Source organism: Winogradskyella sp. MH6, from assembly GCF_022810765.1.
Taxonomy (GTDB): Bacteria; Bacteroidota; Bacteroidia; order Flavobacteriales; family Flavobacteriaceae; genus Winogradskyella.
On sequence record NZ_CP094494.1, the window covers coordinates 1,938,463 to 1,964,286 of the forward strand.

General features: G+C 33.5%; 20 protein-coding genes. 14 read left to right on the plus strand and 6 right to left on the minus strand.

What is annotated here, in order from left to right; translation table 11 throughout:
* The first annotated feature begins 264 nt into the window (after positions 1-264).
* The 10 genes from porU (at position 265) to MST30_RS08685 (ending at position 16,329) form a co-directional block, all read left to right on the plus strand.
* Entirely contained in the window at positions 265-4,125 is a 3,861-nt protein-coding gene (porU, locus tag MST30_RS08640) for a type IX secretion system sortase PorU (protein ID WP_243471014.1), read from the plus strand.
* Between the two features lie 64 nt (positions 4,126-4,189).
* Positions 4,190-5,455, plus strand: coding sequence for a type IX secretion system outer membrane channel protein PorV (gene porV, locus MST30_RS08645; RefSeq protein ID WP_243471015.1), 1,266 nt, complete (start codon positions 4,190-4,192; stop codon positions 5,453-5,455).
* A gap of 74 nt (positions 5,456-5,529) precedes the next feature.
* Positions 5,530-6,012, plus strand: a complete 483-nt coding sequence (gene cdd, locus MST30_RS08650; protein ID WP_243471016.1) for a cytidine deaminase — start codon at positions 5,530-5,532, stop codon at positions 6,010-6,012.
* Positions 6,013-6,103: 91 nt separating this feature from the next.
* Positions 6,104-7,102, plus strand: a complete 999-nt coding sequence (pdhA, locus tag MST30_RS08655) for a pyruvate dehydrogenase (acetyl-transferring) E1 component subunit alpha (RefSeq protein ID WP_243471017.1) — start codon at positions 6,104-6,106, stop codon at positions 7,100-7,102.
* A 3-nt stretch (positions 7,103-7,105) separates the two neighbouring features.
* A complete protein-coding gene (locus tag MST30_RS08660; RefSeq protein ID WP_243471018.1) occupies positions 7,106-8,734 on the plus strand; it encodes a pyruvate dehydrogenase complex dihydrolipoamide acetyltransferase in 1,629 nt (542 codons plus the stop codon).
* Positions 8,735-8,842: 108 nt separating this feature from the next.
* Positions 8,843-9,823 carry a M28 family metallopeptidase gene (locus MST30_RS08665; RefSeq protein ID WP_243471019.1) on the plus strand — a complete coding sequence of 327 codons (981 nt, stop codon included), beginning with the start codon at positions 8,843-8,845 and terminating at the stop codon, positions 9,821-9,823.
* Positions 9,813-10,499 (plus strand): SDR family NAD(P)-dependent oxidoreductase, encoded by a 687-nt coding sequence (locus MST30_RS08670; RefSeq protein WP_243471020.1) that lies wholly within the window; start codon positions 9,813-9,815, stop codon positions 10,497-10,499. The genes MST30_RS08665 and MST30_RS08670 overlap by 11 nt, the downstream gene beginning before the upstream one ends.
* A gap of 199 nt (positions 10,500-10,698) precedes the next feature.
* Positions 10,699-13,374: a T9SS type B sorting domain-containing protein gene (locus MST30_RS08675; RefSeq protein ID WP_243471021.1), complete on the plus strand. Its 2,676-nt coding sequence runs from the start codon at positions 10,699-10,701 to the stop codon at positions 13,372-13,374.
* A gap of 11 nt (positions 13,375-13,385) precedes the next feature.
* The gene (locus MST30_RS08680; RefSeq protein ID WP_243471022.1) at positions 13,386-14,300 is read left to right on the plus strand and encodes a PorP/SprF family type IX secretion system membrane protein; all 915 of its coding nucleotides are present in this window, start codon (positions 13,386-13,388) and stop codon (positions 14,298-14,300) included.
* 1 nt (position 14,301) lies between these two features.
* Positions 14,302-16,329, plus strand: coding sequence for an OmpA family protein (locus MST30_RS08685; RefSeq protein WP_243471023.1), 2,028 nt, complete (start codon positions 14,302-14,304; stop codon positions 16,327-16,329).
* 142 nt (positions 16,330-16,471) lie between these two features.
* Here the strand turns inward: MST30_RS08685 and MST30_RS08690 are convergent, their stop codons facing one another.
* From MST30_RS08690 to MST30_RS08705, 4 genes are all read right to left on the minus strand, one after another.
* Positions 16,472-16,768, minus strand: coding sequence for a chaperone modulator CbpM (locus MST30_RS08690; protein WP_243471024.1), 297 nt, complete (start codon positions 16,766-16,768; stop codon positions 16,472-16,474).
* A gap of 3 nt (positions 16,769-16,771) precedes the next feature.
* The gene (locus tag MST30_RS08695; protein WP_243471025.1) at positions 16,772-17,671 is read right to left on the minus strand and encodes a DnaJ C-terminal domain-containing protein; all 900 of its coding nucleotides are present in this window, start codon (positions 17,669-17,671) and stop codon (positions 16,772-16,774) included.
* Between the two features lie 128 nt (positions 17,672-17,799).
* Positions 17,800-18,324, minus strand: coding sequence for a hypothetical protein (locus MST30_RS08700; RefSeq protein ID WP_243471026.1), 525 nt, complete (start codon positions 18,322-18,324; stop codon positions 17,800-17,802).
* A 2-nt stretch (positions 18,325-18,326) separates the two neighbouring features.
* Positions 18,327-19,226 carry a hypothetical protein gene (locus MST30_RS08705; RefSeq protein ID WP_243471027.1) on the minus strand — a complete coding sequence of 300 codons (900 nt, stop codon included), beginning with the start codon at positions 19,224-19,226 and terminating at the stop codon, positions 18,327-18,329.
* A gap of 133 nt (positions 19,227-19,359) precedes the next feature.
* Here MST30_RS08705 and MST30_RS08710 point away from each other — a divergent pair, with 133 nt between their 5' ends.
* The 4 genes from MST30_RS08710 to MST30_RS08725 all read left to right on the plus strand — a co-directional run bounded on the left by MST30_RS08710 (position 19,360) and on the right by MST30_RS08725 (position 24,214).
* On the plus strand, positions 19,360-20,946 hold the full coding sequence (locus MST30_RS08710) for a vWA domain-containing protein (protein ID WP_243471028.1): 1,587 nt from the start codon (positions 19,360-19,362) through the stop codon (positions 20,944-20,946).
* 113 nt (positions 20,947-21,059) lie between these two features.
* Entirely contained in the window at positions 21,060-21,659 is a 600-nt protein-coding gene (locus tag MST30_RS08715; protein ID WP_243471029.1) for a SprT-like domain-containing protein, read from the plus strand.
* Positions 21,656-22,738 (plus strand): mannose-1-phosphate guanylyltransferase, encoded by a 1,083-nt coding sequence (locus tag MST30_RS08720; protein WP_243471030.1) that lies wholly within the window; start codon positions 21,656-21,658, stop codon positions 22,736-22,738. The genes MST30_RS08715 and MST30_RS08720 overlap by 4 nt, the downstream gene beginning before the upstream one ends.
* Positions 22,739-22,741: 3 nt before the next feature.
* Complete coding sequence (locus tag MST30_RS08725; RefSeq protein WP_243471031.1) at positions 22,742-24,214, plus strand: DUF389 domain-containing protein; 1,473 nt, start codon at positions 22,742-22,744, stop codon at positions 24,212-24,214.
* On the opposite strand, the gene MST30_RS08730 is transcribed toward MST30_RS08725, so the two are convergent.
* On the minus strand, positions 24,215-24,982 hold the full coding sequence (locus tag MST30_RS08730) for an ABC transporter ATP-binding protein (protein WP_243471032.1): 768 nt from the start codon (positions 24,980-24,982) through the stop codon (positions 24,215-24,217).
* A complete protein-coding gene (locus tag MST30_RS08735) occupies positions 24,982-25,719 on the minus strand; it encodes an MlaE family ABC transporter permease (RefSeq protein WP_243471033.1) in 738 nt (245 codons plus the stop codon). Before MST30_RS08735 ends, MST30_RS08730 begins: the two co-directional genes overlap by 1 nt.
* Positions 25,720-25,824 lie beyond the last annotated feature (105 nt).

Sequence of the window (25,824 nt, forward strand, 5' to 3'; positions counted from 1 at the left end):
AACTTTTTTTTGCTTGAAAATTCAAAAAAATATGCATTTCATCCTTTTTTTTGAACACAATAACGGATTTTTGGTCGATTTAACGATGTGTTTTGCTCTTTAATAACGATTACTAAAATAAATTATTGTTGTATTTTTGAAATAAAAATTGAAGTACCATAATAAGCCTATAAATTAACCGTTATTCAACTGTATTTTATACAATATCAGGTTAGTGGTATTTGCTTTTGAGAATATAAGGCTTTTAAATCATAAAAAATTTAAATGAAAAATTGCTCTGTTTTTGTTCTAATAATGTTCGGTTTGTTCGCTTTTGGGCAACAAAAACAATTTAATATTGAATGGAATGGTGATAAGGTTTTAGAAACAGAATATGGTAAGATAACCATCCCAGGATTTGATGAGAAACATTTTAGTTATGACGACAAAAATGGTTTGATATTTTTTTCTCAATGGGAAGGAGACAGAGGTTTTGTAGATGAAAATTCGGTTACCTTATCTAATGTTGTTTACGAAACGATTACTCAAAATAGTCTTAAAAACTTAAGTACTAATCTTGTTCCAAATTCGGTAAAATTCAATTCTTACAACACCAATGCAAGAGACAAACGCGGATATTATTTTCAAATAAGTCCTATTGTTAAGGATAGAGGTGTTTATAAAAAGATTAAATCCTTCACTATAAACTATAATATTACATCTAATAGATCTCAGGCTGTAGCAAAATCAGATATTATAAATTCTGTACTAAGTTCTGGTGAGTGGTATAGGTTTTATATAGAAGAGTCCGGTGTTTTTCGGTTGTCAAAAGGATTTCTAAATAGTTTAGGAATCAATACAAATTCTGTAGATCCTCGAAATATTAAAATATATGGTAATGGAGGAAGGATGTTGCCATTATTAAATTCTGCTAATTATCCTTTTGATTTGGTAGAAAACGCTGTAAAATTTGTTGGTGAAGATGATGGAAGTTTTGATAATAATGATTACATCTTATTTTATGGTGAAGGTCCTAAAACATATAGCCAAGAGAGTCAAACAAACTTAAACTTATACACAGACAAGACCTATTATTATGTAAATATTAGTTCTGGTAACGGTAAAAGAATTCAGCAAATGCCAAGTATAGATGCAGCAGCAGATATACAAATCAATACCTTTCAAGATTATCAGTTTTATGAAGTAGATGAGCATAATTTAGCCAAATTAGGTAGACGTTGGTTTGGTGATGCTTTTGGTGTTGAAAATCAGCGTGTTTATGACTTTCAATTTCCGAATTTAGTAACTAGTGAGCCTGTACGATTCGATATTGCAGTAGGTTCAGTTTCAGAAACCGATGGTACTACAATGGGCATTACAATAAACGGAAACCTTATTTCTAGTCTTGGTTTGGGTGTTATTACTCCTGGATCTGTTTTGGGTACCGCAAATGCCTATGGAGGTGATTTAAATATGTCATCAGATGCAATAAGAGTAACCTTAGATTATAATAATAATGGTAATCCGTCTGCAAATGCCTATTTAGATTATATCAATATTGAAGCCACAAGAGATTTGGCATACGCAGGAGATCAATTGGTGTTTAAAAATAATGATGTGGCTATTACTCCAGGTATTGTGGAGTACAATTTGTCAAATGCTTCAGGTGTTCATGAAATATGGGATATAACAGATAGGTTTAATGTTTCTAACACTTTAAATCCCGAAGGGTTAAGCAACTTAAGTTTTAAGGCTGTTTCGGGTGAAGAACGCACTTATATCGCTTTTTCTACTTCAAATACATTACAGCCAAAAAAAGAATCGAGATCTACTGTAGCAAATCAGAATTTAAAAGGAACAATATTTCTTAACAATCAAGGTGTTTTTGAGGATGTGGATTACATTATGTTGACTCCCGCTGAACTTTTATCTCAAGCAGAGCGATTGGCTCAGATTAATAGAAATAAGTACGGTCTTAACGTAAAGGTTGTTGATCTTCAAACCATTTATAATGAGTTTAGTGCTGGGAGTCAGGATATTGCTGCTATTAGAAATTTCTTAAAATATGTTTATGACAACGCTAGTGTTCCTAGTCGAAAGTTAAAATATGTATGCTTGTTTGGTGAGGGTTCTTATGACTACAAAGATAGAGTAAGAAACAATACAAACTTAGTTCCTTCTTGGTATTCTATAGATAGTTTTAGCCTCACAAATTCGTTTGTTTCAGATGATTTTTATGTGATGTTAGATGATAATGAAGGAGGTATGGGTAATTCGGATAGAATGGATGTTGCGGTAGGCAGAATATTAGCAGAAGATCTTCAGCGAGCAAAAGAAATGGTAGATAAAATCGAAGCTTATTATCAGCCAGAAGCCTATGGGATTTGGAGAAATAATGTCTTATTAGTGTCAGATGATGTAGATGTAGGTTGGGAAAGAACATTACAAGAGACCACAGATAATCTAGGAACTAATATAGAAACCGATAAGCCATTTTTTAATGTTGTAAAGATTCACACAGATGCTTTTGAACAGGAATCTTCTGCTGCAGGAGATCGATATCCGCAAGTAAATGAAGCTTTTAAAGATGCTATTGAGGTTGGTGCTGTGGTTGTAAATTATTTTGGGCATGGTGGTGAAAACGGATTGGCTAAGGAGCGTATTTTCGATAAGTTTGATGCTCAGGAGATTAATAATATTTGCAAATACAATCTTTTTATAACAGTAACCTGTGAGTTTACAAAGTTTGACGATCCTGATAGAGATACAGCGGGAGAGTTTACATATTGGAATACAACAGGAGGTGCCATTGCTTTAATGACCACAACAAGACAGATTTTTGTTACAGTAGGAGAGAGTTTTAATGAGACTTTAGATGATTATTTATTCGCTTACGGATCTAATGATTACCAACCTATAGGAGAAGTTTTAAGATTAACAAAAACTGATAATAGTATAGCGGGAATCACACAAAAACGATTGGTTTTTTTAATAGGAGATCCTGCTATGAAGTTGGCATTTCCGCAGCCAGACATTAGACTTACCAAAGTGAATGATGTAGAAATCACACAGCAAATAGATACATTAAAAGCACTAAGTCGTACTAAATTATCTGGAGAAGTTACCGATGTTAATGGCAATGTGTTATCTAATTACAACGGTACATTAACCGCTACGGTTTTTGATAAAAGAATTGATCGTCAAACGTTGGCTAACGACGGAACTACAGATGGTAATGGTACAATTTATTTAAATTTTACCACTTTAGGAGAAATCCTTTTCAAAGGACAGGCTACAATTGAAAATGGTCAGTTTGAGTTCGATTTTATAGTGCCTAGAGATATTGGTATACCAGTAGGTAATGGAAAAGTTAGCTTTTATGCTCAAACAGATAACGGATTATCTGATCAAACAGGTGCAAATTTTGATATCAAAGTTGGAGGCATTAATGAAGATGCACCAGAAGATAATATTGGTCCAGTAATCAATTTATATATGAATGACGAAAATTTTGTTTCAGGAGGAGTTACAAATGAGTCTCCAAGTTTACTGGCAAAACTTCAAGATGATAATGGTATTAATACAGCAAGTGGTATTGGTCACGATATTACAGCAATTATTGATGGAGACGAGACAAATCCTGTAGTATTAAATGACTACTATCAGGCAGAAGTTGATGATTTCACAAATGGCACAGTCTCGTATCCATTTAGAGATTTAGAGCCTGGTTTGCATACACTTACTTTAAAAGCTTGGGACACCTACAATAATTCATCTACAGCTGAGATTCAATTCACTGTTTATGATAAAGATGAAGAATTAGTTATCAAAAATGTACTTAATTACCCAAATCCATTTGTTAATTATACTGAGTTTTGGTTTAATCATAATAGCTCAGAGCCATTAGATGTCTCTGTTCAGATATTCACAGTTTCAGGAAAACTTGTAAGAACCATCAATGGGCAAACAAGTGCAGATGAGTGTTGTGGTAGTGGAGCATCTTCATTATCTCGTAGTATTGTATGGGATGGTAGAGATGATTTTGGTGATAAAATCGGAAAAGGAGTCTATGTCTATAAACTAAAAGTGAAATCTAACCGTTTAAATAAGCAAGTTGAAAAAATTCAAAAACTTGTCATACTATAATAATAATTTATATTTGCTAACGAATTAGTACTAGTTGCTTGGTACTAATAACCTAATTATGAACATGAAGAAATACGCAATAACCCTTATCGCTTTAATAACCTACGGTGGCTTATTTGCACAAGAAACCACCCAAATCATACCTAACACTACAGATAGTAGAGTTATAACTACAGGAGTTCCATTTATGCTTATAGCTCCAGACGCAAGGTCTGCTGGTATGGGAGATATGGGAGTGGCAACATCTATGGATGGGTTCTCACAGCAGTATAACCCTGCAAAATATGTGTTTTCAGAAGCAAAATCTGGTGTGAGTTTAAGTTACACTCCGTATTTAAGCAAATTGGTAAATGATATCTCAATTGGTTATGTGTCTTATTTCAATAGACTAAATGAATACAGTGCTGTTTCTGCAAGTTTTAAATATTTTAGTTTAGGTGAGATAACCTTGACACAGAGTGAAGATGATCCAGGAACGAATGTAAAACCAAATGAATTTACTGCAGATGTGGCTTATACTTTAAGATTGGCAGATCAATTCTCAATGGCTGTTGCTGTGCGTTATATGAGATCAGACTTAAGAATAAATCAAGTAGATCCTAATGCAAATGCGGCAAATAGTTTTAATGCTGATATCACAGGGTATTATCAAAGTGAGGAAGAAGCCTATAATGATTTTAATGGTCGTTGGAGAGCAGGTTTTGCAATTCAAAATTTAGGTCCAAAGTTTAAATACGATGATGGTGGTAGAGAAAACTTCCAACCTACAAATTTAAGATTAGGAGCAGGTTTCGATTTTATTTTTGATGAGTATAGTAAATTAGGTGTAACTGCTGAGGTTTCTAAACTATTAGTACCTACTCCTCCTAGATTAGGAACAAGATTAACATTTGAAGACAACAATGGTAATGGTATATATGACGAACCAGATACAAATAATCCGCAGCCAAATGACGATGTGTTAATTTCTGAAGAAGAAAATGTCATTATAGAAGGACAAGATAATGACGTAAGTTTTTTAAATGGAGTTTTTCAGTCCTTCGGAGATGCTCCTGGTGGTTTCAGCGAAGAACTTAGAGAGTTTACATGGGCATTAGGTGCTGAGTATACTTATCAAGATAGTTTTGCGCTTAGAGCAGGTTACTTCAATGAAGCAGAAGATAAAGGTGCGCGTAAGTTTTTTGCAATTGGTGCAGGTTTTAAATACACGACGATTAATTTAGATTTATCATATTTGTTCTCTGCATCAAGAGTGCAGAGTCCGTTAGAAAATACACTGCGTTTTTCACTGACATTTAATTTTGGTGATGGTGAATATGATGAATATTAGAATTTATAACGAAAAGATTTTCAAAAACTATTGTTTAAAAGCAATAGTTTTTTTGTCTATAAAAGATTTTGAATATGAAGGAAGTAAAGATTGAATCAACATTTAAAGTTTACGAAGACTTAAGTGAGCTTCCAGATGATATTCAACAGTTAATGCAATCTGCTATTGAAACCAGAGAAAATGCATATGCGCCATACTCAAAATTTAAAGTAGGTGCTGCAATCCTATTAGATAATAACGAAGTTATTGTTGGTAGTAATCAAGAAAATGCATCCTATCCTTCAGGACTGTGTGCAGAGCGTACCGCCATTTATTATGCAGGTGCAAAATATCCAAAAGCTAAGATTCTAAAAATGGCCATAACAGCTTCATCTCAAAATCAAGTAACGGATTCACCAATTCCACCTTGTGGTGCTTGTAGACAATCTATTTCAGAGTATGAAATTAAACAAGAGCAACCAATAGAAATTTACTTTATGGGAGTTAAAGGTAAGGTTGTAAAATCAAACTCTCTAGCAAATTTATTGCCACTTGGATTCGATAGAAGTTTCCTATAACGATTTCGTAACAAATTTTACAATTTTCAGTTTTTTGGTTACTAACTAATATGTTATTTTTGTTATTCGGATTAAATAGAACGAATCAAAAATGCAAAAAATCACCAAAGAAGTTTACCTTAAATGGTACGAGGATATGTTGTTTTGGCGAAAGTTTGAGGATAAACTTGCCGCAGTATATATTCAACAAAAAGTAAGAGGATTTCTTCACTTATACAATGGCCAAGAGGCTGTGTTAGCAGGAGCACTTCATGCAATGGATTTAACTAAGGATAAAATGATTACAGCTTACCGTAATCACGTGCAACCAATAGGTATGGGTGTAGATCCAAAACGCGTTATGGCTGAGTTATATGGTAAAGCTACAGGAACATCTCACGGTTTAGGTGGTTCTATGCATATTTTCTCTAAAGAGCACAGGTTTTATGGAGGTCATGGTATTGTAGGTGGTCAAATTCCGTTAGGAGCAGGTATAGCTTTTGGTGATAAGTATCACGGTAGTGATGCTGTAACTATTTGTTGTTTTGGTGATGGTGCTGCAAGACAAGGGTCTTTACACGAAACATTCAACCTAGCAATGTTATGGAATTTACCTGTAGTTTTTGTTTGTGAAAACAATGGTTACGCAATGGGAACTTCTGTAGAGCGTACAGCAAACCATACAGACATTTGGAAACTAGGTCTAGGTTATGAAATGCCATCAGGCCCAGTAGACGGAATGAATCCTATAAAAGTTGCTGAAGCTTTTGATGAAGCAATTCAACGTGCAAGAAAAGGAGGAGGACCTTCTTTCTTAGAAGTAAAAACATACAGATATAGAGGTCATTCAATGTCTGATGCTCAGCACTACAGAACAAAAGAAGAAGTAGAAGAGTACAAAAAAATAGATCCTATTACTCAGGTAAAAGACATTATTCTAGAAGAGAAATACGCAACAGAAGAAGAGATTAAGGTTATTGATAAGCGTGTGAAAAAGCTAGTTTCTGAGTGTGAGAAATTCGCAGAAGAATCTCCATACCCAGAAAAAAATGTAATGTACGACGCAGTATACGAACAAGAAGATTACCCATTTATTCAACACAAATTATAAGCTATGGCAGAAGTAATAAATATGCCGCGTTTAAGCGATACAATGGAAGAAGGAACAGTTGCAACTTGGTTGAAACAAGTAGGCGACAAGGTTGAAGAAGGAGATATTTTAGCTGAAATTGAAACCGATAAGGCAACTATGGAGTTTGAGTCTTTTAACGAAGGAACATTGCTTCATATTGGTATTCAAGAAGGAGAAACGGCTAAAGTAGATTCGCTTTTAGCTATTATAGGTGAAGAAGGGGAAGATATTTCAGATTTGTTAAATGGAGGTGCTTCTAGCAAAGAAGAAACTAAGTCTGAAGAAAAAACTGAAGATAAAAAAGAAGAAACAATAGAAGTAGAAAGTTCTGAAGAATTACCAGAAGGTGTTACTGTTGTAACTATGCCTCGCTTAAGTGATACCATGGAAGAGGGAACAGTTGCAACTTGGTTAAAGAAAGTTGGAGATGAGGTAGAAGAAGGTGATATCCTTGCTGAGATTGAAACAGATAAAGCAACTATGGAGTTTGAATCTTTTCAATCAGGAACGCTTTTACATATTGGATTAGAAGAAGGTGAATCTGCAAAAGTAGATTCTTTATTAGCTATTATTGGTCCTGCTGGAACAGATGTGTCTGGTGTGGCAAAAAACTTTAAAGTTGGTGGTTCTGAATCTAAATCTGAGCCTAAGACCGAAACTAAAGCTGCACCTAAAGAAGAAAAGAAAGGTGAGCCTAAAAAGGTAGAAGCAAAACCAGCATCTACTAGTACATCAACATCAGCTGTTTCTTCATCAGATGGGAGAATTTTTGCTTCACCTTTAGCTAAGAAAATGGCAGAAGAGAAAGGTATTAATCTTTCTCAGGTAAAAGGTTCAGGTGAAAACGGTAGAATTGTAAAACGAGATATTGAGAACTTTACTCCAGCTCAAGCATCTGCAAATGTTGGTAAATTTGTTCCGACAGGAGTAGAGGATTTTGATGAAGTGCCAAACTCTAACATGCGAAAAGCTATTGCTAAGAATTTAGCGAAGTCTAAATTTACAGCACCACATTATTATTTAAATGTGGAGTTTGATATGGAAAATGCAATTGCCTTCAGAGCACAGTATAATTCTTTGCCAGACACAAAGATCTCTTATAACGATATGGTAGTTAAGGCTTGTGCCTTGGCATTAAAGCAACATCCGCAAGTAAACTCTCAGTGGTTTGACGACAAGATGAAGTTAAACAACCATGTTCACATAGGTGTAGCTGTAGCAGTACCAGATGGTTTGGTAGTGCCTGTTGTTAAATTTGCAAATGAACAAAGTTTAACTCAAATTGGAGCTGCTGTAAAAGAGTATGCTGGTAAAGCAAGAAATAAAAAGCTGACTTTAGACGAGATGGAAGGCAGTACTTTTACGATTTCTAATTTAGGGATGTTTGGTATTGAGAGTTTTACATCTATTATCAATCAACCTAACTCAGCAATCTTATCTGTTGGTGCAATTGTTTCAAAACCAGTTGTTAAAAACGGACAAGTTGTGCCAGGTAACACAATGAAGTTAACCATGGCTTGCGATCATAGAACCGTTGATGGTGCTACAGGAGCACAATTCCTGCAAACATTAAAAGGATATATAGAAAATCCAGTAACGATGTTAGTATAATATGGTATGCATTCTGAATTTGTTTCAGAATCTCATTATAATTTTAAGACCTGATTTGAGATGTTTCAAATCAGGTTTTTTTATCTTTAAACTCAAATCAAAATTTGTATGAAATATATATTGTCTGTACTTAGTTTGTTATTCATAACAGCTTGTGGTACAAAGCAAAATAGCTCAGGTAGCAAAGAAGACCTTGCAGAAAAAATTACCATTACAGCTCAAGATGTAAAAACTAGTATGGAGTATTTAGCATCAGATGAGTTAAAAGGCAGAGCAACAGGTAGCGAAGGCATTGAAAAAGCAGCAGTTTTTATTGAAAACTTCTTTAAGAAAAATGGTGTAAAACCTTATTTCGAAACCTATAGAGATAGCTTTAAATTAGGTGAAATAGATGGCTACAATATAGTTGGGATGATAGAAGGTACAGATGATAAACTAAAGGATGAGTTCATTATTCTTGGCGGTCACTACGATCATATTGGAAAAGGAAAGACAGTAGAAGGAGACAGTATTGCAAATGGGGCAAATGATGATGCTTCTGGTACTATTGCAGCAATGGAGTTTGGAAGATACTTTTCTAAGTCTAAAAGTAATAAGCGAAGTATTTTAATCACACTTTATGATGCAGAAGAAATGGGACTAAAAGGTTCAGCACATTTAGCAACTAAACTTAAAGAATCGGGTTTAAATGCTTATACCATGATAAACTTTGAAATGATTGGTGTGCCAAGGGCTGAGGATAAGTCAATGGCTTATATGAGTGGTTATGACCGCTCCAATTTTGCACCAACACTTAATAAATATGCTGGCGAAGAAATAGTCGGTTTTTTCCCAAAGGCAAAAGACTTTCAGTTGTTTTACAGATCAGATAATTTTCCTTTTTTCAAAGAATTAAATATTCCTGCCCACGCTATCTCTACATTCGATTTTACAAATTTTGAATATTACCATCATGTAGATGATGAAGCTGATAAAATGGATTATGAACATATGGCAAATTTTATCAATAAAATGATACCTGCTTTAGAAGGTATCATGAATTCAAACAAAAGAGAGGTTGTATTAGAAGCTGTAGTAAATGAAGAATAAAAACATTATTATAACAGGAACGAGTAGAGGTATTGGTTTTGAATTGGTGCATCTTTTTGCCAATCAAGGACATAATGTATTGGCTTTGTCAAGGAATGCACAACCCGTTAATAATTTACATTTTGAAAATATAACATCTTTGGCCTTTGACCTATGCAATAGTGAAGACTATAAAAAAGTTGATGACTTTATAAAGTCAGAGTGGAATCATGTAGATATATTAATTAATAATGCAGGTACGTTACTCAACAAACCTTTTGCAGAAACTACTTTCCAAGATTTTGAAAACGTATACAGAACAAATGTTTTTGGAGTGTCTGAAATGACTAGATTAGCACTGCCTTTTATGAAACAAGACGGTCATGTGGTAACTATAAGTAGTATGGGAGGCATACAAGGAAGTATGAAATTTGCCGGACTTTCTGCTTATAGTTCTAGCAAAGGAGCTGTAATTACACTAACAGAGTTACTCGCTGAAGAATATAAAGAAACAGGACCGCAATTCAATGTTTTGGCATTAGGTGCTGTACAAACTGAAATGCTCAAGGAAGCATTTCCTGAGTATCAGGCACCAACAACAGCTTTAGAAATGGCAGAATATATTTTTGACTTTTCACTAAAAGGCAATAAATACTATAACGGCAAAGTACTTCAGGTTTCTAATTCTACACCATAAAGCCTTTTCATATTATTAACCAGTATTTTTTTATTATTTTGAAAGTAATAGGCTACAATTGTAATTTTTTTTATCTTTTCCCACAATTAATTTATATACATTGAACATTTTAAGAGGGGTTGTTTTACTGATGGTCATGTTTTCTTCAATGATTGTCAGCGCACAGTGTAACTTGCAGGAAACTATAGTTATTTGTGATATGACACAGATAGATGGTGACAACGATGGTACACCAGACGGTATAATTAACTTATACGAAGAATATACCAATCTTACAGGTAATGTTATTCAGGCTGGTGTTTGGTTTGATCCAAATTTCACTTTTGCATTAAATGAAAATACAGGTGATTTGTTTCTTTGGGATTTAAATGAATCTTCTACTACACCAACCGATTATAGTTTTGAGTTAACCAATAGTGACTGTGGCTCTGATACAGTTGCATTGACCATTAATTTAATTTTAGGCCCATTTTCGGGTATTGCATTGCCAACAAATTTAGATGACGTCAATGTGCAGGTTTGCGATGAAGGATCAACACCTACAGACTTGTGTATCCCATTGCCAGATATGGATCTTTTTGAAGCCTTGGAATCATTGCCTAGTCCTCATACAAATGGACAATGGATTTATGAAGGCAGTAGTCCAAATTTTGTAAATATCAGTGACTCTGAATTATTTGTAACTATACCTTACGTACCAGGACCTCCTTTGGTAGATGAAGAAACGTTTGAGCTGGTGTATAGAGTAGAAGGAATTGCACCATGTAATCTTGTGCAAGAGACTAGGGTTAAGATCTCAGTTGTTAGACAGGTTTTCTCAGGCTTGGCTCAAAATACAAGAATATGCGAAGCTTCAATATTAAATGGCGATTTTGATAATGATATTGATTTAACTGATGATGAATTTTTACTCTTAGAAGATATTGAAGGAACTTGGGAAATGGATATGTTTGGGCAGGTTACTTCATTAGGAGATTCAGAAATAAACATAAATGATATTTATCAACAGATTATAGCTAATAATCCTAGATTTGGATGTGTAGATGTTGATTTTACCTATTCTGTAGATCAAAGATCGGGTGTTTGTGAGGATGCTTCTACTACTATTAGTTTTAAACTTTACGAATATTTAAGACCTTTTTTACAAACTAATTTTCCTGAGTTTTGTGAGGACGATCCTTCGCTTCCCACAACAATTAATCTCTATGATCAGTTAACATTTACGAGTGAAAATGGAGTTTTGTTCGATTACCCTTCAGATGCTTGTACACAATGGAGCTTTATATCAGGACCATCAAATTTAGGTTTGATAAGTAATAGTGGAGGTTGTACACCATCTACAGGATATACACATCTTGGTACAGTTAGTTTGGTAGATGCGGAACCAGGAACTTATGTTTTTAGATATACGGTAAGTCCAGAGGTGAATTGTAGCTCCGACGATTTTACGGCTGTAGATTATTCAGATGCTTGCACTTCTACACCAGATTCTTCTGGATTTTGTGATGAAGAGTCAGCAGAGGTTGTTATTGTAATCTATCCGAAAAATTATGCAGGTGAAAATACGATTGGATTATCATTTTGTGAAACAGATCTTAGTAGTTCAATTGACTTGATAGGGCTTTTAGATACTAATGGTGTAGATGATCCTATATATGTTGGTTCACTAGGAAATTGGTTCGATGTAGATACAGGTAATCTTGTAAATAACCCATTCATTATTCCAGAGATAAACGGTCAACAAACCTTCAATTTTGTTTATACTACAACTACTGCTAATAATTGTTTAGATAGAGCAGACCTTTCTTTTACAATCTACGAGCAGTATAGTGCTGGAACAGATAACGCAGTACAGGTATGTAATGATGAAAACATCTTTAATCTATTTGATTTATTAGGGAGTGATGTTAGCACAATAGGTAGCTGGACAGGACCTAATGGGTTTACATCTGCAACCAATGATGTATTTTTTGATCCGTCTTCTTATGTTGGTGGAGACTATATTTATACCGTTCCAGATAATGGTGATGATACTGTTTTTTGTACAGGTGGTCAAGCTGTAGTAACTGTATCGGTCATTCAAAATGCTAATGCTGGGCTAGATATGCAGACAACTGTATGTAGGTCAGACCTGCAAGTAAACTTAATCAACGTACTAGATCCTGCAGCAGATTTGGGAGGTGTCTTTGAAGATATTGATAATACAAATGCTCTTAACGGAAGTGTCGTAGACCTTTCTTTATTAGAAGAGGGTAACTATAATTTTCAGTATACTGTACAAGGAGATTTGCAGTGTAATGTTTCCACAGCCATCTTGAGTGTTAGTGTTATTGATGTTGAAGCTCCCAATGCTCAAAATCAAACATTTTGTCTAACAGATGCTGCGACCATTGGAGATTTAGAGATATTAAGTTCAGCTTTTGATTTTAATTGGTACGATTCGGCGGAGTCTATAGATACTTTGCCATTAGATTTATTGCTAGTAAATGGCGAAGATTATTTTGTGTCAGCAATAGATAGTGATGGTTGCGAATCGGACAGAACTCAAATAATTGTAACCTTACTATCTTTTAACGATAGTAATTGTGATGACTGTGAGATTAACGATGGTATTTCGGATAATGATGATAATGAAAATGAGGTGTTAGATTTATGTAATCTGCCCGAAATATTTCCTGGTTATGAAATTAAGATATTTAATCGCTACGGAACATTGGTTTTTAAAGGAAATAATAATACAGGGTTATTTGATGGAACCTCTAATGTTTCCTTGACCATAGGAAATAGGCTGCCCTCAGGAACATATTTTTATGTTTTTAACCCAAATGATGGTATAACAGATGCGTTTCAAGGGAGCGTATATTTAAGTAGATAAGAGCAATAAAAATGAGAAAAAGACTTTATTATATTTTAATCTTTTTTTGCTGTACTGCTTTGTATGCGCAACAAGAACCGCATTACACGCAGTACATGTACAACATGAGTATTGTTAATCCTGCTTATGTAATTGATGAGCCTAGCTTTGTTGAGGTTGGAACCCTGTATCGTACACAATGGGTAGGTATTGAAGGTGCACCTAAAACAGCTAATGCCTTTGCTAATATTCCTTTAAATAATAAAATAGAATTAAGCGTTAACTATCTAAATGATGAGATAGGTAGTAATATTAAGCAAACTGAAAACATGCTTAACTTAGATTTTGCTTATAAGATTAAACTGAATGAGACTTTAAATATGTCATTTGGAATGAGAGTTGGTTTTGATCATTTAAGTACCAATGTTTTTCAGAGTAATGTTAGCGGTGATCCATTTTTCGATAATACCCGAAAGACCGTTCTAAATATAGGAGCAGGTGCCTTTATGTTTCATGAAAAGTACTATGTAGGTTTGTCTTCGCCCAACCTGTTACCAAATGATATTGATGGGAATAATGATGTTTTTTACCAAAATGAGCTTCACCTATTTCTTATTGGAGGATATGTTTTTGATATTACTAGCGATTTGAAATTAAAACCCTCAACAGTAGTAAAGCATGTCAACGGTTCACCTTTCTCATTTGATATTTCTGCAAATGCCTTATATCAAGACAAGTTTGAATTGGGAGTGTCTTATCGATATCAAGATGCTGTAACTGCTATGGCAGGAATAGAAGTGTGGTCTGGTTTAAGATTTGGTTATGCATACGACTTTAATACTAGTGCACTTAATAATTTTAATAACGGTAGTCACGAATTTATTCTAACCTACAGGTTTGATGTCCTTGGACTAAGTAAAAAATATTCATCTCCGAGATTCTATTAATATGTCAAAAAGAATTGTATTACTAATATATTTGATGGTTGTCTCTCAGCTAGCATTTTCTCAAGGAAAATCTAAAGCGGACCGCTTTTTTGAGAAAGGAGATTACACAAACGCAGCCAAGTATTATGAGATTAATTTAGAAGGTGAAAATTATAAGAAGGATTTAGAAAATATAATAACCTCTTACTACAATATTTTTGAGTATAGAAAAGCGTCACGTTATTTAAAGCAATTGGTTAATGGACGGTTTGTAGAAACAAACAAAACCTATGATAACGAATTCAACTTTAAGTTCTATCAAGTCTTATCTGCTTTGGGAGATTATGAAAAAGGGCTAGATTATTTAAAACTTTACAAAGAAAATAAATCAAAGCCTTTTAATAAAGATGAAGCTATTGCTACCATTGAAGATTTTAAACTTATGGATTCTGACTATGAAGTGGAGGTGGTAGGTTTTAATTCAAGTGCTTCAGATTTTGGTGCCTTGAAGTATAACGATCGCATATATTTTACTTCTGATAGAGACGATAACAGACTATTAGGAAAAGAATATAAATGGACGCATCGAGGGTTTTTAGATATTTATTCTGTTAAGGTTTCCGAAGAAAATAAACCGCAAGGTATAGCGGCAAAAATTTCAGAAAATATAAATTCTAAGTATCATGAAGGTAATTTTTGCTTCAGTAAAGATGGTAACACAATGTATCTGTCTCGAAGTAATTTTAGGGATGGAAAAAAGGAATTTGATGATAAAAAGAATAATAATATTCAGTTGTATAAATCAAATTTTGTAGATGGAGAGTGGTCTAAACCAGAAAAGTTATCATTTAACACAACAGGCTTTTCATATCAGCATCCCGCTTTAAGTCCAGATGAAAAAAGATTATATTTTTCTTCTAACCAAGAAGGAGGTATCGGGAGTTTTGATTTGTATTATGTTAACATCAATTCTGATGGGAGCTATAGTGAACCGATAAATCTAGGACCAACTGTCAATACTGAGAATAGAGAGCATTTTCCATTTATTTCAGACGAAGGACACCTGTTCTTTTCTTCAAACGGGCATTTGGGTTTAGGAATGTTAGATATTTTTGTTTCAGAGTTTGTAAACAACCAATATACCAAACCTATAAATCTTGGTGCACCTATTAATTCTCAGTATGACGATTTTAATTTAAATTATTATAACAATACTCAAGGCTTTTTTGCTTCAAACAGAAAACGTGCTGATGATAATATTTATAGTTTTACCCAAACGGGTGAAATCTTTATTAGAGAGTATATCAATAAGTTTGAAATAAGAGATAAAGTTACCGAACAATTTGTGCCTAATGTATCTGTGACTTTAACCGACAGAAGACAGAATATAAATTATGAGAATACTTTAGATAGCATTGCTAGTTTTAACAAGAATCTACTAGCAGGTAATTATGTTTTAAAGGCAACAAGCAATGAGTATTATGATGGAGTGCTAAGTGTAAAGGTAGAGGAAGAACAAGATCAAAAACATGTTTTGTTTTTAGAGAAATTACCGCCTCCACCACCACCAGACCCTGTGGAAACTATAATTGCTGAGAAAAATATAGACAAAGATTTAAAAGATAAAGACCCTGTACGTTTTGAAATGCTAACTGATGTTGAAGGTCCTCCAATTATAGAAAAGGATGGGAAGTTGTATTTTGAGCTAGAGCCAATTTATTTTGATTTTGATATGTGGAATATTCGAGAAGACTCCAAAAAAATATTGGATGAATTAGCGGAAAAGCTAGAACGTTATCCAGATATTCATATAAAAATTAGCGCACATACAGATAGTAGAGGTACAGTTCGCTACAATCAAATACTTTCTGAGAAGCGTGCAGAGTCAACCAGAAACTACTTAGCATTGGTTGGTTATGTGAATGCTAGACGTATTAAATTTCAAGGATTTGGTGAGCTTTCACCAATAGTTGAATGCCCTAATAACGACTGTACAGAAGAAGAATTTCAGCTTAATAGACGAAGCGAGTTTGAGATAGTTGAATATTAAACGGTACAAATGTGATTGAGTGTCTAAAATGACCACAATTGTTCTTCTGCATATAAAAGACTGTGTTGTTATCTTAACTAGTGAGGATGTTATTTAGAAAAGTGTGAAATCCCAGACCTTATAGCTTAGCTTTAATAGAACTTCACATATCCTCAAATCTTTGGAGTCTGTTTTTAGTAGTGTTAAGTTCTTGTTGTAAGCTGTCAATTTTATTTAAAAGATTTAATACGGTATCAATACCTTCAAAATTGAGCTTAAGATCTTTGTGTAAACGGATCATTCTCTCTAAATCGGCAATATAATCTTGATGGATGCACTCGGTTTTTTCTACGGAAATGATTTCAATCAATCCATAATCCTTTAAGCCATCAAAAAACGACATTTCCATTTTGTAATGGGTACAAAGATCTGTTACCGTAATGTAGTGTGTTGTTTTCATTTGCTATTGTAATTTTGCCAATTCTTCAAAAAGTGCTTTTTCTTTGTCGCTTAGTCGATCTGGTAATTTTACATTGTATGTGATATACAAATCACCATGTTCTTCTTCTTTTTTATATTTTGGAAAGCCTTTTCCCTTTAGCTTTACTTGTGTACCGTTTTGGGTATGTGGTTTTACTTTAAGCTTAGCTTTTCCATTAAATGTTTCTATGGTAATTTCACCGCCTAAAACTGCAGTATAAAGATCTAAATCAACTGTTTTGTATAGATTTGCACCATCGCGTTTAAAAGATGTGTTGTTTTCTATAATGAATTCAATGTACAAATCACCATCAGGTCCACCATTTATACCTTTTCCACCTTTACCTTTTATTTTAATAATTTGACCGTTAGTAACACCAGCAGGAATGCTTAGTCTTATGTTTTTCCCATTTACGGTCAACACCTGTTTTTGAGTTGTGTAAACGTCTCTTAAATTTAAATGTAATTGCGCATTAAAATCCTGACCTCTGAATTTTACATTTCTACCACGATTTTCGCCAGAGAAGTTTCCTCCAAACATAGATTCAAAAAAATCTGAATACTCTGCGCCATTACCAAAATCTTCATATCCAGAAGAACGCTGATGTTGTCTTTGCGATTGCTGTTGTTGCTGTTTTGCTTTTTCATAAGCTTCTCCATCCTTCCAGTGCTCGCCGTATTTATCATATTTTTTTCTAAACTCAGGATTGCTTAATACCTCATTAGCTTCGTTAAGTTGCTTAAATTTTTGTTCGGCCTCCTTGTCGTTAGGATTAAGGTCTGGATGGTATTTTCTGGCCATTTTTCTGTAGGCCTTTTTGATTTCAGCTTCTGTTGCATTTTTATCAACTCCTAATATTTTATAATAATCGATAAATGCCATAGTCTAAGTTTGAAATGCTTTATTTGTAATAATCTATGATACTAAATTAAAGAAATTTTTTGTGATTTTCAATTAATTATAGATGATGAACCTTAGGTGATTAGAGTGTGATAAAGGATGATTAAAAATTAATTTTTAGAAAACTGAATTTTATTAGAAATTAAAGTTTCATCATCTACTTTAATCTGTTTTTTGGTTATAATGGCATAGATTGTATCTGTTGTTTTTGAGTTGTCAGATACCTTATCATAAGAAAGCTTTAGTTTTTGAATGCTATCATTAACAAAAACAGCCTTGCCCATAGGTTTTATATTTTTTATGATGAAAAAATCATCAGTTTTATATTTGTTGATGGAGTCCTTTGTGAAGTTTTTTAGCTGTTTTGATACTTCGTTGTTAAAATCTGGGTGTTCACTTTGCAAAGCTAATAAGTCATAAAAGTCTTGCAGTTTTTGGTTTACAAGCTGATTGTTAAATTCATATTCAGCATCAGCAGCAACTTCTTCTAAAGCCTCGACTTCTTCTGAAGCTTCTACTTCTTCCGTTGCAAATACATCATAGCTTTCACTTTTTGCTTTTTTGGTTTCCATGGCACAGCCAGCAAAAAGTATACTTGCTATAAATAATGTGATATGTCTTAGCTTTAAGTTCATATCTAATTAATTATAAATTTTAGCTTAACAATCTTTCCGTCTATTTCCTTTTTATCTAAAATTTTCATCCCTTTTAAGCTTCGGGTTGGTATTGTTAATTTCTGAATAAACTCTTGTTTAGAATAGATTTCTACAAAATCACTATTCTCAAAAAACTGATATATTTCGGCATTATCACTAAAAATGGTATTTAGTTTTTCTCTATGCTTTTTCCATTCTTTAATGTTTTTGTTGGTATAGTAATTAAGCATTAAAGCATAGTCATCTGCCTTTAGTTTTATGATTTTGTTCTTACCAGAATTATGTTTTCTTACAATAGTGTCCGTTTTGTAATAAGGTGATTCAACAATAAATGTTATATCTTTTTCATCAGTTTCGTAATTAAAACAACCCAAAGAATCTGTGTGCTGATGTATTGGAGATTGTCCGTTTTTTAAAACTTTAATATTTAAAATAGTGCTTTTTATAGGTTCATTTTTTATTGAATCGTAAAAACAGAATTCATAATTGTAGCTAGTGTTAATGATAGAAAAAGCAAGCAATGCACATGGCACTATTAAAAGTATCCACAGATACTTTGAGAAAGCTTTTTTGTGAGTCTTAATTTGCGTTGAGGTTTTATGATGTGCTTTAAAATCATTCCAGTTTTGATAGCCAACATAATTGCTAAGTAGGTTGAGCATGTCAATTCTGGGTAATTTTTTGGCTTCATTCTTTATATAAGTATAAAACCATTTTTCACTAACTCTTGCTTTTACTTTACTAAATAAATCTTCCTGAAAAGCAATAATATCATCTCCCCTCCAGTCTTCAATTGTTTTAGAAGCACTATTATTTTCTAAAAACTTTGAAGCTATAGCCAGTTTTAGCTGAGAGAAAATATGTTGTTCTTCTAAATTCAAAATTAATTTAAGGGGTTAAAAGCCAGTTGTATATGTGTTGTAAATGGTTTACAAAAGATATACAAGTGTTTTTCAAAAGATAGCTGTTAACGAATTATAGGTTTGCTCATATAACGATTAAAAATATAAAATTATGAAGGCAAAATCACCTAAATCTCTAATTAAATTATCAGTAGTATTGTCAATACTAATGTTAAGTAACGCATGCGAAGTACATTCTGGCAAAGCAAAAAGTGACCTGTACGAAATTGATGCGGTTGAATTATACGAAGCAACTGACGAAGAAGTTGTTCTAGAACACAACACAGAAGAATACGATCGCATCTATGAAAACGACTTTAAAAATGCAATTCAGAATCCTTTATCCACATTTTCAATAGATGTAGATAATGCATCTTATAGTAATGTAAGACGTTTTTTATCTAACAATCAACTACCGCCAAAAGATGCTGTGAGAGTAGAAGAGATGATTAACTATTTTAATTACGATTATCCACAACCTAAAGATGAGCATCCCTTTTCCTTTTCTAATGAAGTTGCAGATTGTCCGTGGAACACTGAGCATAAGTTAGTACATATAGGATTGCAAGGAAAATCATTAAACTACGATGATTTAAAACCAAGCAATTTGGTATTCTTAATTGATGCATCTGGCTCCATGAGCGACAACAATAAATTGCCACTACTAAAGAAAGCTTTAAAGTTGCTAATTAATGAACTAAATGATAACGATAGAATTGCTATTGTTGCTTATGCTGGTTCAGCAGGTGTAGTTCTGCCATCTACCAAAGTTGCAAACAAAGAAGAAATTATTGAAGCTTTAGATAGGATTGAGTCTGGTGGTTCTACGGCTGGTGGTCAAGGCATTCAGTTGGCTTATAAAATTGCAAAGGAGAATTTATTTGAAGATGGAAATAATAGAGTCATCTTAGCAACAGATGGAGATTTTAATGTTGGAGTTTCCTCAAGTTCAGAATTGGTGAGATTGATAGAAGAAAAACGAAAAGAAGACATCTTTTTAACGATATGTGGTTTCGGAATGGGAAATTATAAAGATGGTAGAATGGAGCAGATTAGCAATGCCGGAAACGGAAATTATTTTTATATAGACAACATAAAAGAAGCGAAAAAGGTGTTTTCTACAGAGATGAGAGCTAATATGTTTACTATAGCTAAGGATGTAAAAATTCAGATTGAATTTAATCCCAATCAAGTAAAAGCATACCGATTAATTGGTTACGAAAACAGAGTAATGAATAATGAAGACTTTAACGATGATAAAAAGGATGCAGGCGAGTTAGGTGCAGGTCATACAGTTACAGCATTGTATGAAGTTGTGCCAATAAATTCAGATGAATCTGTAAAGAAGCATGATGATTTAAAGTACCAAAAAACAGAAATCACAAATGCTTCAGAAAATGATGAAATGCTAACCATTAAATTCAGATATAAGAAACCAAAAGAGGATAAGAGTTTATTAATAACAAAAACTATTATAGATAATGGCTTGAAGCTGGAATCAACATCAGATAATTTTAGATTTTCTTCAGCTGTTGCAGGTTTAGGGCTTTTGTTAAGAGATTCAAAATATAAAGGCGATATGACGTATGAACTCGCTAAAAAACTAGCAGTTGGTTCAAAAGGGAAGGACGCAAATGGTTACAGAAGTGAATTTGTAAGCATGATAGAGACTGCAGAATTACTTTCTGAAAAACTGTAAGAAAAAACCAGGAAAATATCATTCTGTCAAAATAGAGAAAGCACTTCTCTAAAAAGGAGTGCTTTTTGTTTTATTGATTTTATAAAAGCATTAAATCAATTATTTTTGCTTAAATGCAAAATCAACTTTTAAACTTTGTGCCAGAGCAAGCACATGCTCAGCTTAAAGCCCTACTGGCAAAGGATAATTTAGTAGTAAAAGTAAAGCAAGAGCGTAAGACCAAGCATGGTGATTACAGGCAATTGCCTAATGGTAAGCATCAGATTACTGTAAATGCGAATTTAAATACGTATCGGTTTTTAATTACGCTTGTTCATGAAATTGCTCACTTCGAAGCATTCGCTAAATTTGGACGTTTTATAAAGCCGCATGGTAAAGAGTGGAAACTAACTTTTCAGCATTTAATGTTACCATTTTTAAGACCAGAAGTATTTCCTTTGGAGCTGTTGCCATTACTTGCCAAGCACTTTAAAAACCCAAAAGCGTCTAGCGACACAGATACGCAACTCTCCTTAGCATTGAAGCGATTCGATGAAGGCGAAGATAAAACCTTCGTTTTTGAAGTACCTTTGGGTCAAACTTTTAAACTCTATAATGGTAGAGTGTTTAAAAAAGGAAATACAAGAAGAAAACGCATAGAATGTGTTGAGGTAAAAACAGGTAAACTATATTTGTTTAATCCTAATGCAGAAGTAGAAATACTAGATAAATGAAAAACAAAAATTATTACGCCATTTTAATGGCAGGTGGAGTAGGCTCACGATTTTGGCCAGTAAGTACACAAAACTTTCCTAAACAATTTCATGATATGTTAGGAACAGGTGATACGCTGATTCAAAAAACCTTTAACCGTCTCGCTAAACTTATTCCCGAAGAAAATATTTTTATTCTTACCAATGAGCGTTATAATGATTTGGTTTTTGAGCAATTACCAAGTGTAACAAAGCGTCAAGTTGTATTAGAGCCAGCAATGCGAAACACAGCTCCATGTATATTATACGCATCTCTAAAAATTCAAAAAGAAAACGAAAATGCAGTAATGATTGTAGCGCCAAGCGACCATTGGATAGAAGATGAAGATGCGTTTTCAAACAATGTGCAAGCAGCCTTTGATTATTGCGAATCTAATGATGCTTTAATGACTTTGGGTATTACACCAACCTTCCCAAATACAGGTTATGGTTATATTGAGTATAACAAATCATCTGAAGAAGACATAAAACCTGTAAATCAGTTTAGAGAAAAGCCAGATTATAAAACAGCAAAATCTTTTTTAGAACAAGGTAATTTTCTTTGGAATGCAGGAATTTTTATGTGGAGTGCAAAATCTGTAGTTGCCGCATTTCAAAGAAATCAACCAGAACTATATCAACTTTTTGAAAGTGGTTATAATGTGTATAACACAGAATTTGAAGATGATTTTATAAAAGACAACTATCCAAAAGCAGAAAACATATCTGTAGATTATGCGCTTATGGAGAAAAGTAACAATGTCTATGTAATTCCTGCAACTTTTGATTGGAATGATCTTGGGACTTGGGGAAGTCTTTACGATAAACTAGATAAGGATGCCAATGAAAATGCTGTTGTTAATGCTAGAGTATTAGCTGAGGATGCTTCAGGAAATATGATTAGATCTAAAAAAGATAAAATTGTTGTTGTCGATGGATTAAAAGATTACATCATTGTAGATAAAGACGAAGTTTTGCTTATCTTTCCTAAGGCAAAAGAACAAGATATTAAAAAAGTACTCCAAAACGTTAAGGCTAACTTTGGGGAAGAATATGGTTAATCTATGAGCAACGAAAATAAATTCAATTTTTCTGAGGAAGAAAACTCGAGAGTAACAAACGAAAAGAATAAAGAGGCTGCTGTTGAAGAAAAAAAGGAAGCGATAAAAAAAGATGCTCAAGGGTTGTTTGCGAGCATTTCAGTTTTTTTAAGTGAGCTTTTAGACTTTAGAGACGACACAGATAGAGATGCTACAATTGATGCAATAAAGGCAGATATTCCATTTAAAGGAGCAACAGCTTGGATTTTGGTGTGTTCTATCATGGTGGCTTCTGTTGGGTTGAATGCCAATTCTACAGCAGTAGTTATTGGTGCCATGTTAATTTCACCTTTAATGGGACCAATTTTAGGTGTTGGCTTATCTATTGCAATTAATGATATTGATACGCTCAGAAAATCGATGATTAATCTAGCTGTTATGATTGTTTTAAGTTTGTTAACAGCATGGTTATTCTTCAGATTTTTTCCTTTGAGTGAGGATACTTCTGAACTATTAGGAAGGACAAAGCCAGATATTCGAGATGTTCTAATTGCATTTTTTGGTGGTTTGGCTTTAATTATTGCTAGAACTAAAAAAGGCACAATCGCTTCAGTAATATTTGGTGTTGCTATTGCCACAGCCTTAATGCCACCATTGTGTACAGCAGGTTATGGTTTGGCAAAAAGCAATTGGGATTATTTTGGTGGTGCTATGTACCTTTTCGGAATAAACACCATATTTATTGCCTTAGCAACTTTTATTGTTTTAAAGGTGCTTCGTTTCCCTATGTTGAAGTATGCCAACTCTAAAAAGCGCAAGCGTATATCACAATTAGCTCTATTAGTCGCAATTGTTGTAATGGCATGGCCTATTTACACTTTTGTAAAAGTGCTTAGAGAAAGCCAAGTAGATAGTGATTATGATAGATTTTTAAAGCATGAAATTGAAGAAAACGAATCATTATGGTTACAGCGTGAAAAGATAGAACCTGAGAAAAAGAGAATTACACTTTATTTTAATGGAGAAATAACAGATGCTACTGAGAGTGATCTTAGAAATGAGCTGAGCAGTTATGACAATATCAGTGATTTCGATTTGATAATTAATGGGAATAAGAATGTGAGTGCTGAACGTTTAATGGATCTTTATAACAAAGCATTAATTACAATTGAACAACGCGATAGCTTGTTGTTAGTAAAGCAATCTGAACTAGATACCTTAAAGACTATTCTAAGCGAAAAAAGTAATCTGTTAGATAATAATTCATTTGTGTTATTGGCTAAAGATGCTAAAATCAAATTTTCTAATTTAGAATACTTTGGCTACGCTAAAATGTTAGAATCCAAGGATTTTAAAAATGTTGATACATTAACTGTTGCTAATGTTAAATGGAAAGCCAATACCAACGATAGCTTGGTTCAAGTTGAAGAAGCTGAACTATTACTTTGGTTGAAAAAAGAACTTAAAACAGATAAGATAAAAGTAAAAAGAGATTAGTTACTGATTCTCTTCCAAATACATTCTACGTACTTTCTTAAATAACTCTGAAGAATATACAAAGTTAGTTACGGCTTCGTTATCGGTTCTAAAAATAGTGTCTTTAGAACCTTCCCATTCTTTGAGACCATATTGAAGAAAGACAATCTTTTCACCTATTTCCATAACAGAATTCATGTCATGCGAATTAATGACTGTTGTAATTTGATATTCGTCAGTGATTTCCTGGATAAGGTTGTCTATAACAATAGCCGTTTTTGGATCTAAACCAGAGTTTGGTTCGTCGCAAAACAAATACTTTGGGTTGTTAACAATAGCTCTCGCAATAGCAACACGCTTTTGCATACCACCAGAAGCTTCGCTTGGCATTTTGTGATGTGCACCGTCTAGATTTACACGTTTTAAAACAAAATTTACACGGTCTTCCATTTCGCTTTTACTTTGTTTGGTGAACATTCGTAACGGAAACATAACGTTTTCTGCTATGGTCATAGAGTCAAATAAAGCACTGCCTTGAAACACCATTCCTATTTTAGAGCGTAGCTCAGTTTTTTCGTTTCTACTTAGATTGCTAAAAATCTTACCATCATAAGAAATGCTTCCCTGCTCATATTCAAAAAGACCGAGTAGGCATTTTAAGAAAACAGTTTTTCCCGATCCACTTTGTCCTATGATAAGGTTTGTCTTTCCTTTATCAAAAGTTGTAGAAATGCCTTTTAAAATATGTGCATCTCCAAACGATTTATGTAAGTCCTTAACTTCTATCATTAGCCTAATAATAAACTGGTTAATAAAAAGTTGAGTAGAATAATAACAACACTTGTCCAAACAAAAGAGGTTGTACTGGCTTTACCAACTTCTAGCGCTCCACCTTTCATAAAATAACCATAATACGAGGGAATTGTTGCTAAAATAAATGCAAAAACCATGGTTTTTATAAAGGCATATGCCATGTGAAACGGTGTGAAATCATTTTGTATGCCTTCAATATAATCTTCAAAAGTACCATAGCCACCATATACACAAGCGGCCAAACCTCCTAAAATACCAAGGAACATTGCAATTGAAATAACAAAAGGATATAAAGTAAGTGCAATAAACTTAGGAAAAACCAGGTAGTTTATAGCGTTTATTCCCATTACTTCTAGAGCATCAATTTGCTCTGTAACACGCATGGTTCCAATACTAGACGTTATAAAAGATCCTACTTTACCAGCCATAATGATAGAAATAAAAGTAGGAGCAAATTCTAAAATAATAGATTGTCTGGTGGCAAAACCTACCAAATATTTAGGGATTAGTGGGTTGCTTATGTTTAGTGAGGTTTGTATGGCTACAACTCCACCAACAAAAAATGCAATAAAAGCCACAATACCTAGCGACCCTATTATAAGGTCGTCAATATCTTTAAGGATTAAAGTTTTTAGCACAGACCATTTGGTAGGTCTGCGAAACATATCCTTAATCATTATAAAATAAGTGCCAATATTATGAAGGTACTTCATGCAAGAATTTCTTAGTGCTAAAGTATGAAAAAAGATGAGTTTATTAATGTTAATTTAAATTAAGATGTTCTAAAAACCGTATTTTTGACGTTCATAAAAATGACT

Coding starts and splice junctions, on each gene's coding strand:
- porU (WP_243471014.1), top strand. CDS start 265: ATGAAAAATTGCTCTGTTTTTGTTCTAATAATGTTCGGTTTGTTCGCT.
- porV (WP_243471015.1), top strand. CDS start 4,190: ATGAAGAAATACGCAATAACCCTTATCGCTTTAATAACCTACGGTGGC.
- cdd (WP_243471016.1), top strand. CDS start 5,530: ATGAAGGAAGTAAAGATTGAATCAACATTTAAAGTTTACGAAGACTTA.
- pdhA (WP_243471017.1), top strand. CDS start 6,104: ATGCAAAAAATCACCAAAGAAGTTTACCTTAAATGGTACGAGGATATG.
- MST30_RS08660 (WP_243471018.1), top strand. CDS start 7,106: ATGGCAGAAGTAATAAATATGCCGCGTTTAAGCGATACAATGGAAGAA.
- MST30_RS08665 (WP_243471019.1), top strand. CDS start 8,843: ATGAAATATATATTGTCTGTACTTAGTTTGTTATTCATAACAGCTTGT.
- MST30_RS08670 (WP_243471020.1), top strand. CDS start 9,813: ATGAAGAATAAAAACATTATTATAACAGGAACGAGTAGAGGTATTGGT.
- MST30_RS08675 (WP_243471021.1), top strand. CDS start 10,699: ATGACACAGATAGATGGTGACAACGATGGTACACCAGACGGTATAATT.
- MST30_RS08680 (WP_243471022.1), top strand. CDS start 13,386: ATGAGAAAAAGACTTTATTATATTTTAATCTTTTTTTGCTGTACTGCT.
- MST30_RS08685 (WP_243471023.1), top strand. CDS start 14,302: ATGTCAAAAAGAATTGTATTACTAATATATTTGATGGTTGTCTCTCAG.
- MST30_RS08690 (WP_243471024.1), bottom strand. CDS start 16,768: ATGAAAACAACACACTACATTACGGTAACAGATCTTTGTACCCATTAC.
- MST30_RS08695 (WP_243471025.1), bottom strand. CDS start 17,671: ATGGCATTTATCGATTATTATAAAATATTAGGAGTTGATAAAAATGCA.
- MST30_RS08700 (WP_243471026.1), bottom strand. CDS start 18,324: ATGAACTTAAAGCTAAGACATATCACATTATTTATAGCAAGTATACTT.
- MST30_RS08710 (WP_243471028.1), top strand. CDS start 19,360: ATGAAGGCAAAATCACCTAAATCTCTAATTAAATTATCAGTAGTATTG.
- MST30_RS08715 (WP_243471029.1), top strand. CDS start 21,060: ATGCAAAATCAACTTTTAAACTTTGTGCCAGAGCAAGCACATGCTCAG.
- MST30_RS08720 (WP_243471030.1), top strand. CDS start 21,656: ATGAAAAACAAAAATTATTACGCCATTTTAATGGCAGGTGGAGTAGGC.
- MST30_RS08725 (WP_243471031.1), top strand. CDS start 22,742: ATGAGCAACGAAAATAAATTCAATTTTTCTGAGGAAGAAAACTCGAGA.
- MST30_RS08730 (WP_243471032.1), bottom strand. CDS start 24,982: ATGATAGAAGTTAAGGACTTACATAAATCGTTTGGAGATGCACATATT.
- MST30_RS08735 (WP_243471033.1), bottom strand. CDS start 25,719: ATGAAGTACCTTCATAATATTGGCACTTATTTTATAATGATTAAGGAT.